Genomic DNA, 13,945 nt, shown 5'->3' on the forward strand with positions numbered 1-13,945 from the left:
TGGTCGGCAACACTCTATCTACAAATTTAAGTATCTCATAAAAATAGATACTCTTGGGTTTATAGGTACATCCCGTCCCTAAAAAACCTAACTTAATCATACGAGGAGGTGTAACTTTAGCTAAGAAAGCTAAAGAGCATATGTGGATATTTTAAAATTATTGATGGTAGTCATTCTTATTGGGTTAACAGCATTTTTTGTGGCTGTTGAATTTGCAATTATTAAGGTACGTAGCAGTCGTATTGATCAACTCGTTAGCGAAAAAAGACGAGGTGCACTGGCAGCTAAAAAGGTAACTTCAAATTTAGATGAATATTTATCGGCCTGTCAGCTAGGTATTACAATTACTGCTTTAGGGCTTGGGTGGTTAGGGGAACCAACCATTAAACATTTACTCGAGCCGTTGTTTTTAAAATTAAAATTCTCACCTGCAATTTCCAGTACAGTTTCATTTATTATTGCCTTTGCAGTAATTACATTTTTACATGTTGTCATTGGGGAACTTGCTCCAAAGACATTTGCTATACAAAAAGCAGAACAAGTTAGCTTATTGTTATCGAAACCACTTATTTATTTTTACCGAGTTATGTATCCGTTTATTTGGGCTTTGAATGGTTCAGCGAGGGTTGTAACTGGTTTATTCGGATTACATCCAGCTTCTGAACATGAAGTAGCTCATTCAGAAGAAGAATTAAGGTTAATCTTATCTGAGAGCTATGAGAGCGGAGAGATTAACCAAAGGGAATTTAAATATGTAAATAATATTTTTGAATTTGATAATAGAGTAGCAAAAGAAATTATGGTACCTCGTACGGAAGTTGTAGGCTTATATGAGGATGAACCATTTGAAACACATATTAAAGTAATCGCGCAAGAAAAGTACACGAGATATCCTGTATTTGGTGAAGATAAAGATGAAATTATTGGGATGGTTAATGTAAAAGATTTATTTATTCGTTATATGGATGGTAATCGGGATGAGGAGTGCTCGATTATGCCATATACAAGGCCAGTTATTGAAGTGCTAGAAAATATTCCAATTCATGATTTACTATTACAAATGCAAAGAAAACACATTCCATTAGCTGTATTGTATGATGAATATGGTGGTACAGCTGGGATTGTTACACTAGAAGATATTTTAGAAGAAATTGTTGGAGAAATTCGAGATGAATACGATGAAGATGAGAATCCTCCTATAGAGCATGTAAGTGAAGGTTATAAAATCGTAGAGGGAAAAGTGCTTATTAGTGAAGTAAATGATTTGCTTGGCATACATTTAATTGCTGATGATGTAGATACAATTGGTGGCTGGATTATGGTACAAAAACAAATCGTTGCTGAAGGAGATATTATTGAGAAACACGGTTTTTATTTTAAAGTCCTTGAAAAGGATATGCATCAAATTAAACGAGTGGAAATAAGGAAAGTAGAAGAATGATTTTCTATAAACTTTAATAAAAAGGATATACAGAAAAATAAATGTTTGCGCTTTCAAAAAAGGTGCTATATAGTGAAGGTGGATACTGAAAAATTCTTCTGAATGATACTCGTGTTTTTAGAGGGCGGATTTTTTGGATAAGGATTTAGAATGAAAAAGTATAGGTGATAAAAATGATAGCAACGAAGGATATACGTATAGAAAAAGATTTTTTAGGTGAAAAAGAAGTACCAAGTGCAGCTTATTATGGTGTACAAACATTACGTGCCGTAGAAAACTTCCCAATTACAGGATATCGCATTCATCCATCACTCATTACAGCAATGGCAATTGTGAAAAAAGCGGCGGCGCTTGCGAATATAGATACTGGTTACTTAGCTAAAGACATTGGGCATGAAATTGCAGAAGCAGCGCAAGAAATTGTTGATGGAAAGTTTCATGATCAATTTATCGTGGATCCTATTCAAGGTGGAGCCGGAACTTCTATTAATATGAATACAAATGAAGTAATTGCGAATAGAGCGTTAGAACGTATGGGATATGAAAAAGGGGCGTATGCGAAAATTAGCCCAAACACTCATGTGAACATGGCCCAATCAACGAACGATGCGTTTCCGACAGGAATTCATATTGCAACTCTTATGATGTTAGAAAAGCTTCTTATTACAATGGAAGAACTTCATTCTGCTTTTCGTAAAAAAGCAAAAGAGTTTGATCATGTTATTAAAATGGGACGCACACATTTACAAGATGCAGTTCCAATTCGCCTTGGACAAGAATTTGAAGCGTATAGCCGAGTGCTTGCGCGTGATATAAAAAGAATTAAACAGTCTCGTCAACATTTATATGAAGTGAATATGGGCGCGACAGCTGTTGGTACAGGATTAAATGCAAATCCTACGTATATTGAACAAGTAGTAAAACATTTAAGAACGTTTAGTGGATTCCCACTTGTTGGTGCAGAGCATTTAGTTGATGCAACGCAAAATACAGATGCATACACAGAGGTATCTGCAGCACTTAAAGTATGTATGATGAACATGTCTAAAATTGCAAACGATCTTCGTATTATGGCGTCTGGTCCACGTGTTGGGTTAGCTGAAATTCAATTGCCAGCACGTCAGCCAGGTTCATCGATTATGCCAGGAAAAGTAAATCCAGTTATGGCAGAAGTGATTAACCAAGTCGCATTCCAAGTAATCGGAAACGATCATACAATTTGCTTAGCATCAGAAGCAGGACAATTAGAGTTAAACGTAATGGAGCCTGTGCTTGTATTTAATTTAATTCAATCTATTAGTATTATGAATAATGGATTCCGTGTATTCCGTGAATATTGTATTGAAGGAATTACGGCAAATGAAGAATTGCTGAAGCAATATGTTGAGAAAAGTGTTGGAATTATTACAGCAGTTAATCCTCATATTGGTTATGAAGCAGCATCTCGTATTGCACGTGAAGCAATTGAAACAGGGAAATCTGTAAGGGAGTTATGTTTAGAACATGGTGTACTGACAGAAGAGGAATTGGATATTATTTTAGATCCATTCGAAATGACTCACCCTGAAATTGCTGGGGCTTCTTTATTAAAAAATAAAAAAATGTAATGTGAAAAACACCGATCCACTTGGATCGGTGTTTTATTTTTAAAAGATATTAAATACAGCGTTTAATTGAAGTAAGCTAATAACAGCTAAGAAGATTAAACTGTATTTCATTGCTGTTTTAAATAGAGCAGATTCTTTACCAACTAGTCCAACTGCGGCACAAGCAACTGCTACAGATTGTGGTGAAACCATTTTTGCCATTGTACCACCTACTACGTTTAAGGCAACGAGTGTAGAAGGAACGATGTTTAACTGGTCTGCTGTTACTGCTTGAAGTGGTGCGAATAAAGAACCACTTGAAACTACTGAACCTGTAATGAATACGCCAATCCATCCTAAGATTGGAGAAAGAATTGGGAATGCATTACCAGTAGAAGAGAATGCAAGTCCAAGTGTAGATGACATACCAGAGTAGTTCTCTACGTAAGCTAATGCGATAACGCTACAAATTGTATATACTGGAGCTTTTAATTCTTTCATTGTTTCAATCATTAATTCTTTAACCATTTTACCTTTTACGCGGTAAACGATAAGTGAAACGATAATTGCTAGTACAATCGCAGTAGTTGTAGAAGAGAATACATCAAATTTGAAAACAGCTGCGAAAGGTGTATCAGCTTTTGTAATTGGTGTAGTTTTCATAACAGCATTATGAAGACCAGGGAACTGAATGTTAAATACTAAGTTTGCTAACGCACCATCTGGAGCAAATAAAGCTTTAATCGGTTTTAAGTTAAAGATTGTTACAAATGCAGTTAAGAATACGAATGGAGACCAAGCATATAAAATTTGATTGAATGTGTGTGATACTTTAGTTTCTTGTTTTTCTTCTTTAGTAGAAGATTTTGGTTGCCAAACACGTAAGAATAATGCAAGAGAGATCATACTTACAACGGCTGCGAAAATATTAGTAAGTTCTGCGCCTAAGAAGTAAGTTACAGCGAATTGAGTAATAGCGAAAGAAACACCACTTACAAGAATACCTTGCCAAGTTTCTTTAATACCTTTAATTCCATCGACCATTGAAACAAGTAAGAAAGGTAAGATAACACTAATGAAAGGTAAAATAAGAACAGTTTGACGACCAATAGTTAATGCGTCAAGTTGAGTTAATTGTGCTGGTACTGTAACTGGAATACCCATAGCACCCATAGCACCACCAGCAATATTAGCTACTAAACAAATACCTGCTGCTTTTAATGGATTAAAGCCCATACCTACAAGTAGTGCAGCTGTAATAGCAACTGGAACTCCTAGACCAGCTGCGCCTTCTAAGAAAGCACCGAAAGAATAAGCGATTAATAATACTTGTAAACGTTGATCATTTGTAATGCTTGAAATACTATCGCGAATAATATTGAATTGCTCTGTTTTAACAGTTAATTTGTAAAGGAAAATTGCGGCGATAACGATAGTACAAATTGGATAAAATCCAGATAAAACACCGAATCCGGCAGATGCTACAGCTACTGTTGCTGGCATTTTATAAACAAATATTGCAAGGATAATAGCGACAATCACACTATAAAGACCAGCCATGTAACTTTTCATTTTGAATCCCATTAAACAAATGATGAAACAAAAGATTGGAAGTGCTGCGATTAGTGCAGATAACCAAATATTGTTTAATGGGTCATAAATTTGTGTCCAAGTACTCATAATAATGACAACTCCTATCTATTATATGTGAAGAAATTCACATTATTTGTGAAATTATTCACAATCAACTTACATGCTTAGTATATTCTCCTTCAACACTATTGTCAACGTAAAAAAGTATAATTATTCCATAATAGTGTTAAAAGAAAAGCTTTGTTCATAAAGTAGACAAAAAACACACTCAAATGAATTTAAGTGTGCTGTATAAACTATGTGCATATTATTTTGCTTATTCAGATGGCATGTTCCTTATAGGCGTATATTAGATGAAGTCTTTTATATTAAGTATAAAGTTTGATATATGCAATTATCTGTCCTGTTTGATCTAGTGGGGGGAACGGTGAGTGGATTTAATAGGAAGTTTTGCACAACAATCCAACCGCTTGCAATACGAATAAAAAATAAGAAACAAATTTTTAATATCACATCATCTCTTTTTACTGAAAATTCCTTTTAGCGTAACAAAGAGGTTAATTATAGTTCAACTACATTACGATAGGTTATCAATTATAGACGGTATTTTACAATACCGTTACTGTGCATTTCAATGAGGTGAAAATATAACAAAAAGCCTGATAAAACAACGTTTGCAAGCAAAGTATTCGTAGGCCATTATTTTGCTTTTTCGTTATATCATATAGTATAATATTCAAAATCAGCAAGGATTTTTTCCTGAATTTTTGCTGATGAAGATGGAAAAATTTTTCGGCTTTATAGGTTGATAAAGTTATGTCGTAACAGGAAATATAAGAACAGATATATAAATAAATAAAAAGAACATAAAAACGCAAATAAAAACGAAAATGAGGGGAACTTTATGAGCCAAAATCAATTCGAATGTCGTATTTCAGAAGAAGATGTACAAATGTTAAGAGCGTTAGCTCACCCACTTCGTCTACGTCTAGTAATGGAACTTATGCAAAGAGGAACATGTAATGTAACACAGCTACAGGAAGTATTAGAAATTCCACAATCAACTGTTTCACAACATTTAACGAAGTTAAAGCAAAATAAAGTAGTACGCTTTGAAAGACGAGGATTAGAAGTGTATTATCAAATCCATAATGATAAAGTAAGTGCGGTAGTAAAAACATTATTTTCTTAAAATTTGAATATTATGGAAAAAGACGTGTAGAATATACGTCTTTTTTTATTTGTCAGAAAGGTAGCGAGAGAGTAAATATTAGCATGTGAGGAAGAAATGACTATCAATCAACATGCTGCCTTACGGAATATATTCTAAAAGGAAAAGAAAAAATAGAAAGGAGTGTAGTAAGCAAAAGGAGGGATAGTAGTATGGATGTAAAACGTGTGAAACAAATCTTATCTTCTTCAAGTAGAATTGACGTTACATATGAGGGCGTACCAGTATGGATTGAGAGCTGTGATGAGCAGAAGGGGAGTGCTCAAGTGTATGATGTATCTAATCCTGGTGAGAGCGTTCATGTGGACGTGACAGCTTTAGAGGAGAAATAATAAAAAAGACGCTTCTAATTTTAGAAGCGTCTTTTTGTTATTCCATCATACTTGCAACTTTTTTAGAGCATAGAAGAAGTACAAATCCTAAGACGATAACGATAATCCCGATACTTGCAAATACTTCAAGGTATCCTAATGATTGTGTAAAGGAAGCAAGTTTACCAGCTAACCAGTTAGCCATACCTGAACCAGCTAACCATACACCCATTAATAATGATGCTAATTTAACAGGTGCAATTGCACTTACCATAGATAATCCGATTGGTGATAAGAATAGTTCTCCAATTGTATGGAACATATAAGTGATAACGATGAATAATAAGTTTGCTTTAACAGTTATATCAGCTTCACTACTTCCGGTTTTTAGAACCGCTAATGTTAAAACCAGGTAACCTATACCTAGTAAAATCATACCAAATGCCATTTTTGTTGGTATTTTTAAATCGCCACGCTTTGATTTAGAAAGTTTTAACCATAGCATAGATACGAATGGTGCAAGGAGTACGATGAACGCTGGATTAACGGATTGGAACCAAGATGTTGGCACTTCCCATCCGAAAATTGTACGATCAACAAATTTATCTGTATAAAGTGTTAAAGAACTACCAGCTTGTTCAAAGCCTGCCCAGAAGAATACTACGAAACAAGTTAAAATTACAATTGCCCAAGTGCGATTTTTTTCTTGTTTTGTTAAAGGTTTCTTTTCAATTGTAGGTTGATTTTTTGATTTTTTACCGACAACTGTTGTTCCAGCTTTACCAAGGTAGCGAGGAGCTAATAAGTTGAAAACAATTTGCCCAACAATCATACCGATACAAGCTGCTAAGAATCCGTATTTATATCCCATAACCATAACGCCATCAACGCTTGTTTTAAAGAAGTCTTCTGCTAAAAATCCACAAATAAGTGGAGCAAAGAAAGCACCTACGTTAATACCCATATAGAAGATAGTAAATGCACTGTCACGACGTGAATCATTTTCATCATACAATTCACCTAACAGTGTAGAAATATTTGGTTTAAAGAATCCATTACCAATAACTAATAATATTAATCCAAGGAAAAGTCCTGTTTTTGTGTTCATTGAGAATAGTACAAAGTTACCGATTGCCATAATAATTCCGCCGAGAGTAATGGCATGACGTCTTGTAATGTAATGATCAGTTAGCCATCCGCCAAGAATTGGCATGAAATATACTGCTGCTGTAAAATAACCGTATAATTGCACTGCAAATGCCTTATCAAATCCTAACCCGCCACTAACCGCAGCAGTTGTTAAATAAAGAACTAAAAGGCCACGCATTCCATAATAACTAAATCTTTCCCACATTTCTGTTAAGAACAACAAGTACAACCCTGGTGGATGTTTTTTTGGTGATTGTTGCTCTCCAGCTTTGTCTAATTTTAAAGCTGCATCCATTTTTGTTTCCCCCTAATCCTGTATAACGGATATTTATGTAATCATTTTAATTTACAAAATATTTAGAGGTCAATAGAATTATATGGAAATAGAAAGAAAATTTCTAAAAAAGTTCTATTTTTCTTCGACCGTTACTGTATTTTGCCCTGAAAACGAGATGATAAGCGTTTTCAAATGTAATAATTGAATTCTAAAAGAAAATAAAATAGTGATTAATCAGAAAATTTAGATTAAAATATTTATTCCGATATAAAGGAAATATATTCTATTTACTTTCTCAATATAACATATTGGGAATAAAAATACAAAACGAAATAATGTGACATTTAAGTGAATTGAAAAATAACCAGCTCCACAGAAGGGAGCTGGTTAAGGAAATATTATTTAACAAAGCGTTTTTCGATGTCATCTAATAGTAGGTTAGCGGCCATTACGCCACCAGCTGTATTCCAAATAACGTCATCAACTTTGTATGCTTTACCATTTTTTACTGCATTTAAATTTTTAAATAGAGGATCGTTTATATACTCTTTTTCTAGTTCAGATCCTTTTTTCTCATTTCCTTTATCGAATGTGAAGTAGAATAATACGTCACCATCCATAGCAGAAATACGCTCTTTAGATACGTTACGCTCTGCAAAATCATCTTTATTTTGATCTCCAGGACGTTTAAATCCAAGTTCTTTTAAAATAACACCAGAGAATGTATCGCCATGATAAATACGAACATCACCAGGCATGAAACGAACCATAGAGATTTCTTGGTTTACTTTATCGCCAAGTTTGCCTTTTAAATCTTTTATACGTGATTCGTAATCAGCTACAACTTTTTGACCTTCTTTTTCTTTATTTAATGCTTTTGCATAAAATTTGAAGTTATCTTTCCATTCACCACGTAATGTTTCTGAGAACACAGTAGGTGCAATTGCTTTTAGTTGTTCGTACACTTTTTCGTGGCGCATTTTATTACCGATAATTAAGTCTGGTTTTAAAGAAGCAATTGTTTCAACGTTAACTTGTCCTTCATCACCAACAACTTTTACATCTTTCATTTTATCCTTAATATGTGGATACCATGGGTCACCAGTCCAAGACTTTACAGCACCAACTGGTTTCACACCTAATTCAAGTAAAGCTTCAGTTCCTTCATTTGTTAAGATAACTACACGTTTTGGATTAGCAGGAACTTCTGTTTTACCCATTGCATGTTCTACAGTAACCACTTCTTTTTTATTATCTTCTTTTGTAGATTCTTCTTTGTTATTTGATTTTCCACAAGCGCTTAAAAGCATTGAAAATGCTAGTAAAAATACAAATACTGTAAACGATTTCTTCCGCATGAAATTCATTATGTACCCCCTACATGTTGAGAATATTTTTCAATAGCAAGCATGATATTAAGCCTTTATCTTTTGATTGTCAATACATATGGGTGAAAATAATTCTCATTTCCGTTGACAATGAGAATTAAGTTGAAATACACTAACAACGTATCATTATACATTGAAGGGGAAACGCTGCATGTTATTAAAAACAAATCGAGCAAAATGGATTGGATTATTTGTTGGAATCATTGCAGTCGTTATTTGTATTTGGGGAAGTATTATTTTTGGATATACAAATACGAGTTGGAAACTAGCATTGGATGCTTTTTTCCATTTTAACGGTTCCAATGAACATATTATTATTCAAAATGTACGTCTGCCTAGGGCGTTAATTGCAGCTAGTGTTGGTGCTAGTTTAGCCATTGCTGGTTGTCTTATGCAAACTTTAACTAAGAATCCACTTGCTTCTCCAGATTTTATTGGATTAAATTCAGGTGCTGCGTTCTTCATAGTTGTAGCAATTGTAATCTTTTCAGTAACATCATTATCAGCTTTCACATGGATTGCCTTTTTAGGAGCGGCGGTTGCAGCTGTACTTGTATTTGCTTCTAGTTCTTTAGGAAAAGAAGGAACTACTCCTCTTAAGTTAACGTTAGCAGGGGTCGCAATTAGTGCGTTATTTTCATCATTAACACAAGGATTACTTGTGTTAAATGAAAAAGCACTTGAAGAGGTATTATTTTGGCTTGCTGGATCTGTGCAAGGGAGAAAGTTAGAAATTTTACAATCTGTATTCCCATATTTATTAATAGGATGGATTGCATCTCTTATGATGGCAGGGAAAGTAAATACATTGATGATGGGAGAAGACGTCGCGAAAGGACTTGGACAACGAACAATTTTAATGAAATCATTCGTGTTACTTATTATTGTACTGTTGTCTGGTGGTTCGGTTGCGGTTGCTGGCCCAATTGGATTTATTGGAATTATTACTCCGCATTTTGCGAGATTTCTTGTTGGAGTTGACCACAGATGGAGAGTACCTTATAGCGGATTGTTAGGTGCAATACTACTAATATTGGCTGATATAGCAGCAAGATATGTCATTATGCCACAAGAAGTACCAGTAGGAGTTATGACAGCATTTATTGGAGCTCCATTCTTTATTTATATTGCACGTAAGAGAGGGCTTAGCAAATGAAGAAATATATTCCGTTTCGTATAGGAAAAGGTGAGCTCTCGTTTTTAATGTATAAACGAGCTTGTCTCGTCTTGTTAAGTTTACTAGTTGTTTTAATAGGATTATTCTTTGCGAGCGCAGGTATGGGAGACATGAAAATTGCTCCTTATGACGTATGGCAAGCAATTACTGGAAATGGCGATGCGATGTCAAATATGGTTGTGAATAAGTTTCGTATGCCACGTATTTTAATTGCTATCCTCGTAGGAATTGCGCTTGCAGTAGCGGGCTGTATTTTACAAGGGCTCGTTCGAAATCCACTTGCTTCTCCTGATATCATCGGGATTACGGGCGGGGCAAGTGTCGCAGTTGTATTATTTTTAGCGCTATTTAGTGATAAAAATAATGCACTAACGGTAAGTATTCATTATATGCCGCTCGCAGCTTTTGTAGGCGCAACGATTGTAGCGGTTTTTGTATACTTATTTGCATGGAAAAATGATGGATTATCACCAATTAGTCTCGTTTTAATTGGTGTTGGATTTTGGGCATTAACGAAGGCGGCAACAACATTATTTATGTTGTTAGCACCAATTTATCAAGCGAGCCAAGCGAATGTATGGATTACGGGTACCGTTTACGGCTCTTCTTGGCAAAATGTTATGGTACTTGCACCTTGGGTTCTCATTTTAACAGTAATATCATTTATCGCAGCTAGGCATTTAAATGCACAAGAGCTAGGGGATGATATAGCGGTAGGACTTGGGGTTCCTTTAACAAAGTCGCGTGTATTTATGTTATTACTTAGTACAGCTTTAATTGGTGGTGCGGTAGCTTTTGCTGGAGGGATTGGATTTGTCGGTTTAATGGCACCACATATTTCACGAAGATTAGTTGGTTCTTTATACGGTGCATTGCTCCCAGTTGCAGCTATTGTTGGTGCAATTCTAGTACTTGCTGCAGATTTAATTGGGCGTACAGTTTTCACACCACTTGAAATTCCAGCAGGGGTATTTACATCAGCAATTGGTGCACCTTATTTTATTTATTTACTTTATAAAAGTCGGAATTCATAAAGGGAGATGAATATGCAAAAAGCATTGGAGACGAAACGTTTGACGTTGTCTTATGGTGAAACAACTATTATCGATGAGTTGAATTTAGAAATTCCAAAAGGTGAAATTACAATCTTTATCGGTTCCAACGGTTGCGGGAAATCAACTTTATTACGTTCACTAGCTAGATTATTAAAGCCAACAACTGGTGACATTTTGTTAGATAATCAAGCTATTCAAAGTATGCAAACGAAGCAAATTGCTCGTCAAATGGCAATTTTACCGCAAGGACCGCAAGCACCTGAAGGGCTTACAGTATTGCAACTTGTAAAACAAGGACGCTATCCATATCAAACATGGCTGAAACAGTGGTCAGAAAAAGATGAGGAAATGGTACAGAAGGCACTTGCAGCAACAGGTATGACAGAATTTGCTGAGCGTGATGTGCATGCTCTTTCAGGTGGACAACGACAACGTGCTTGGATTGCAATGACGCTTGCACAAGATACAGATATTATTTTACTGGATGAGCCTACTACATATTTAGATATGACTCACCAAATTGAAGTGCTAGATTTATTATTCGAATTAAATGAAACAGAACAAAGAACAATTGTTATGGTATTACACGATTTAAATTTAGCATGTCGCTATGCAGATAACATTGTAGCCATTCAAGATAAACAAATATATGCACAAGGTAAACCTGAAGAAGTGGTAGATGAGAAACTAGTACGTGATGTATTCCGAATGGAGTGTCAAATTAGTACGGATCCGTTGTTTGGAACACCGCTTTGTATACCTCACGGAAGAGGAAGACGTGTAGTTAAAGAAGTTGCTCAGGTAATGAGATAAAAAAACGATGAGTGATTCATCGTTTTTTTATTTGGTACAAGAAAATAAGAGGAAGAGAGGAATACGTAAGCGACGTTTATACTCTTCTTCATTTTGAAAATAGGTTGGATTTGGTGTAGCTTCTTTTAATGATGTAATGGTAAATCCGGCTTGCTGTAATAATGTGAAATAATCTTCCGTTGTACGATGATATTTAATAACTTCTTGGTCAATCCATGGTTCAACCCGTTTGCCTAGTTTAAAGTAATCATCGACGAGCCAACTCGTTCTTTTACCACTTGTTTGTAAGCTTTCAAACGAAGAAGTAATAACGGGATGTTGAACGCTAAAGGTAAAGGTGCCATTTGTTTTTAAAGTTTGAAACACATTTTGAAAAATGGTATCAAGATGTTCAATATAATGTAAGGCGAGTCTAGATGTTACTAAATCAAAAGTGGAAGAGGGGTAGGTATAATCTTTGAGGTTTAAAAAATGAACAGATCCATTTTTATTTTCTAGTTGTTTTTTAGCTTTTTCATACATAAGTTCAGAGCCTTCAATGCCGGTGTAAGAGTAGCATCCCTTTTCTAATAATTCCGCGCCAAACTTAGCATCACCACAGCCTAAATCGAGAATTTGTTTTCCTCGTACATGACCAATGAGCTGAAAGAATACTGGTTTTTCAATGGATTCATTTGGGCTATTTTCTCGGTATCTTCGTTTCATATATTGTTCGAAAAATGCTGTGTTATTGTATACATCAGATTCTGTAAATGCCATGTTTGAAACCTCCGGAAATATTTTTTTAATTCTATCAAATATGAAAAGTAAATAATAGATTTATTGTAATGAATCATATATAATCTAAAATTGTAAGCGATTACTTTAAACTATTTTTCTATAATAAATTCTGAAAACGTGTTAAGCTAGTAGAGGGATTATTAGAACTATTAAGACAATAATCCGCTTACATGAACGATGGGAGGCTTCACGATGTCTAGTAAAACACTTGCGAAATTTTTAGAAGAAAATTTAGAGGATTTAAAATCAAAGGGGCTTTATAACGTAATTGATCCGCTTGAGAGTTCAAATGGACCGATCATTACAATTGGCGGAAAAGAATATATTAACTTATCTTCAAACAACTATCTGGGATTAGCAACAGATAGCCGTTTGCAAGAAGCAGCAATTGGTGCTATTCATAAGTACGGTGTTGGAGCAGGGGCTGTTCGTACAATTAACGGTACTTTAGATTTGCATATTAAGTTAGAAGAAACAATTGCAAAGTTTAAACATACAGAAGCAGCAATTGCTTATCAATCAGGATTTAACTGTAATATGGCAGCGATTTCAGCTGTTATGGATAAAAATGATGCAATTCTTTCAGACGAATTAAACCATGCTTCTATTATTGATGGTAGTCGTCTATCAAAAGCAAAAATTATTGTTTATAAACATTCGGATATGGAAGATTTACGCCAAAAAGCAATTGCGGCGAAAGAATCAGGTCTTTACAATAAATTAATGGTAATTACAGACGGTGTCTTTTCAATGGATGGAGATGTTGCAAAACTACCAGAAATTGTTGAGATTGCAGAAGAGTTAGATTTAATGACATACGTAGATGATGCACACGGTTCAGGTGTACTTGGAAAAGGTGCAGGAACTGTAAAGCACTTCGGTCTTTCTGATAAAGTTGATTTCCAAATTGGTACATTATCAAAAGCAATTGGGGTAATTGGTGGATATGTAGCAGGGAAACAAAATTTAATTGACTGGTTAAAAGTTCGTTCACGTCCATTCTTATTCTCTACAGCATTAACACCAGCTGATGGTTAGTGATAGGTAAGGATTTGAAGTTATCTCTACCTTTTCCCCCACTCCACACCGTACGTGAGACTTTCACCTCATACGGCGCTCCATCTAATTTGTTTATTGTTTAATT

At 35.0% G+C, this 13,945-nt stretch carries 11 protein-coding genes and 1 pseudogene; 8 read left to right on the forward strand and 4 right to left on the reverse strand.

Features of this window, described 5'->3' with window-relative positions:
- Positions 1 to 142: 142 nt before the first annotated feature.
- Positions 143 to 1,441 (forward strand): hemolysin family protein, encoded by a 1,299-nt coding sequence (locus tag MR168_RS28635; RefSeq protein WP_000353314.1) that lies wholly within the window; start codon positions 143 to 145, stop codon positions 1,439 to 1,441.
- A 173-nt stretch (positions 1,442 to 1,614) separates the two neighbouring features.
- On the forward strand, positions 1,615 to 3,048 hold the full coding sequence (aspA, locus tag MR168_RS28640) for an aspartate ammonia-lyase (protein WP_000562130.1): 1,434 nt from the start codon (positions 1,615 to 1,617) through the stop codon (positions 3,046 to 3,048).
- Between the two features lie 39 nt (positions 3,049 to 3,087).
- Here the strand turns inward: aspA and MR168_RS28645 are convergent, their stop codons facing one another.
- Positions 3,088 to 4,707, reverse strand: a complete 1,620-nt coding sequence (locus MR168_RS28645) for an L-lactate permease (protein WP_000109103.1) — start codon at positions 4,705 to 4,707, stop codon at positions 3,088 to 3,090.
- An 817-nt stretch (positions 4,708 to 5,524) separates the two neighbouring features.
- Between MR168_RS28645 and MR168_RS28650 the strand changes: the two genes are divergently transcribed.
- Both MR168_RS28650 and MR168_RS28655 read left to right on the forward strand, forming a co-directional pair.
- A complete protein-coding gene (locus MR168_RS28650) occupies positions 5,525 to 5,812 on the forward strand; it encodes an ArsR/SmtB family transcription factor (protein WP_000081428.1) in 288 nt (95 codons plus the stop codon).
- A 191-nt stretch (positions 5,813 to 6,003) separates the two neighbouring features.
- Positions 6,004 to 6,183, forward strand: a complete 180-nt coding sequence (locus MR168_RS28655) for an acid-soluble spore protein H (RefSeq protein WP_000382679.1) — start codon at positions 6,004 to 6,006, stop codon at positions 6,181 to 6,183.
- Between the two features lie 37 nt (positions 6,184 to 6,220).
- On the opposite strand, the gene MR168_RS28660 is transcribed toward MR168_RS28655, so the two are convergent.
- Positions 6,221 to 7,606 (reverse strand): peptide MFS transporter, encoded by a 1,386-nt coding sequence (locus tag MR168_RS28660; RefSeq protein ID WP_000338327.1) that lies wholly within the window; start codon positions 7,604 to 7,606, stop codon positions 6,221 to 6,223.
- Positions 7,607 to 7,986: 380 nt separating this feature from the next.
- Positions 7,987 to 8,955: an ABC transporter substrate-binding protein gene (locus MR168_RS28665; RefSeq protein ID WP_001010274.1), complete on the reverse strand. Its 969-nt coding sequence runs from the start codon at positions 8,953 to 8,955 to the stop codon at positions 7,987 to 7,989.
- Between the two features lie 172 nt (positions 8,956 to 9,127).
- Between MR168_RS28665 and MR168_RS28670 the strand changes: the two genes are divergently transcribed.
- The 3 genes from MR168_RS28670 to MR168_RS28680 are packed head-to-tail and all read left to right on the forward strand — an operon-like array spanning position 9,128 to position 12,021.
- Positions 9,128 to 10,132, forward strand: coding sequence for a FecCD family ABC transporter permease (locus MR168_RS28670; RefSeq protein WP_000925232.1), 1,005 nt, complete (start codon positions 9,128 to 9,130; stop codon positions 10,130 to 10,132).
- Entirely contained in the window at positions 10,129 to 11,187 is a 1,059-nt protein-coding gene (locus tag MR168_RS28675) for a FecCD family ABC transporter permease (RefSeq protein WP_086412319.1), read from the forward strand. The genes MR168_RS28670 and MR168_RS28675 overlap by 4 nt, the downstream gene beginning before the upstream one ends.
- 12 nt (positions 11,188 to 11,199) lie before the next feature.
- On the forward strand, positions 11,200 to 12,021 hold the full coding sequence (locus tag MR168_RS28680; RefSeq protein WP_086412318.1) for an ABC transporter ATP-binding protein: 822 nt from the start codon (positions 11,200 to 11,202) through the stop codon (positions 12,019 to 12,021).
- Positions 12,022 to 12,048: 27 nt separating this feature from the next.
- On the opposite strand, the gene MR168_RS28685 is transcribed toward MR168_RS28680, so the two are convergent.
- A complete protein-coding gene (locus tag MR168_RS28685) occupies positions 12,049 to 12,780 on the reverse strand; it encodes a class I SAM-dependent DNA methyltransferase (RefSeq protein WP_000885978.1) in 732 nt (243 codons plus the stop codon).
- Positions 12,781 to 12,993: 213 nt separating this feature from the next.
- Between MR168_RS28685 and MR168_RS28690 the strand changes: the two are divergent.
- A pseudogene (locus MR168_RS28690) lies at positions 12,994 to 13,833 on the forward strand (aminotransferase class I/II-fold pyridoxal phosphate-dependent enzyme); the annotation flags it as partial.
- Between the last annotated feature and the right edge of the window lie 112 nt (positions 13,834 to 13,945).

This window comes from Bacillus cereus group sp. BfR-BA-01356, from assembly GCF_022663635.1.
Lineage (GTDB): Bacteria > Bacillota > Bacilli > Bacillales > Bacillaceae_G > Bacillus_A > Bacillus_A cereus.

Coding starts and splice junctions, on each gene's coding strand:
- aspA (WP_000562130.1), top strand. CDS start 1,615: ATGATAGCAACGAAGGATATACGTATAGAAAAAGATTTTTTAGGTGAA.
- MR168_RS28645 (WP_000109103.1), bottom strand. CDS start 4,707: ATGAGTACTTGGACACAAATTTATGACCCATTAAACAATATTTGGTTA.
- MR168_RS28650 (WP_000081428.1), top strand. CDS start 5,525: ATGAGCCAAAATCAATTCGAATGTCGTATTTCAGAAGAAGATGTACAA.
- MR168_RS28655 (WP_000382679.1), top strand. CDS start 6,004: ATGGATGTAAAACGTGTGAAACAAATCTTATCTTCTTCAAGTAGAATT.
- MR168_RS28660 (WP_000338327.1), bottom strand. CDS start 7,606: ATGGATGCAGCTTTAAAATTAGACAAAGCTGGAGAGCAACAATCACCA.
- MR168_RS28665 (WP_001010274.1), bottom strand. CDS start 8,955: ATGAATTTCATGCGGAAGAAATCGTTTACAGTATTTGTATTTTTACTA.
- MR168_RS28670 (WP_000925232.1), top strand. CDS start 9,128: ATGTTATTAAAAACAAATCGAGCAAAATGGATTGGATTATTTGTTGGA.
- MR168_RS28675 (WP_086412319.1), top strand. CDS start 10,129: ATGAAGAAATATATTCCGTTTCGTATAGGAAAAGGTGAGCTCTCGTTT.
- MR168_RS28680 (WP_086412318.1), top strand. CDS start 11,200: ATGCAAAAAGCATTGGAGACGAAACGTTTGACGTTGTCTTATGGTGAA.
- MR168_RS28685 (WP_000885978.1), bottom strand. CDS start 12,780: ATGGCATTTACAGAATCTGATGTATACAATAACACAGCATTTTTCGAA.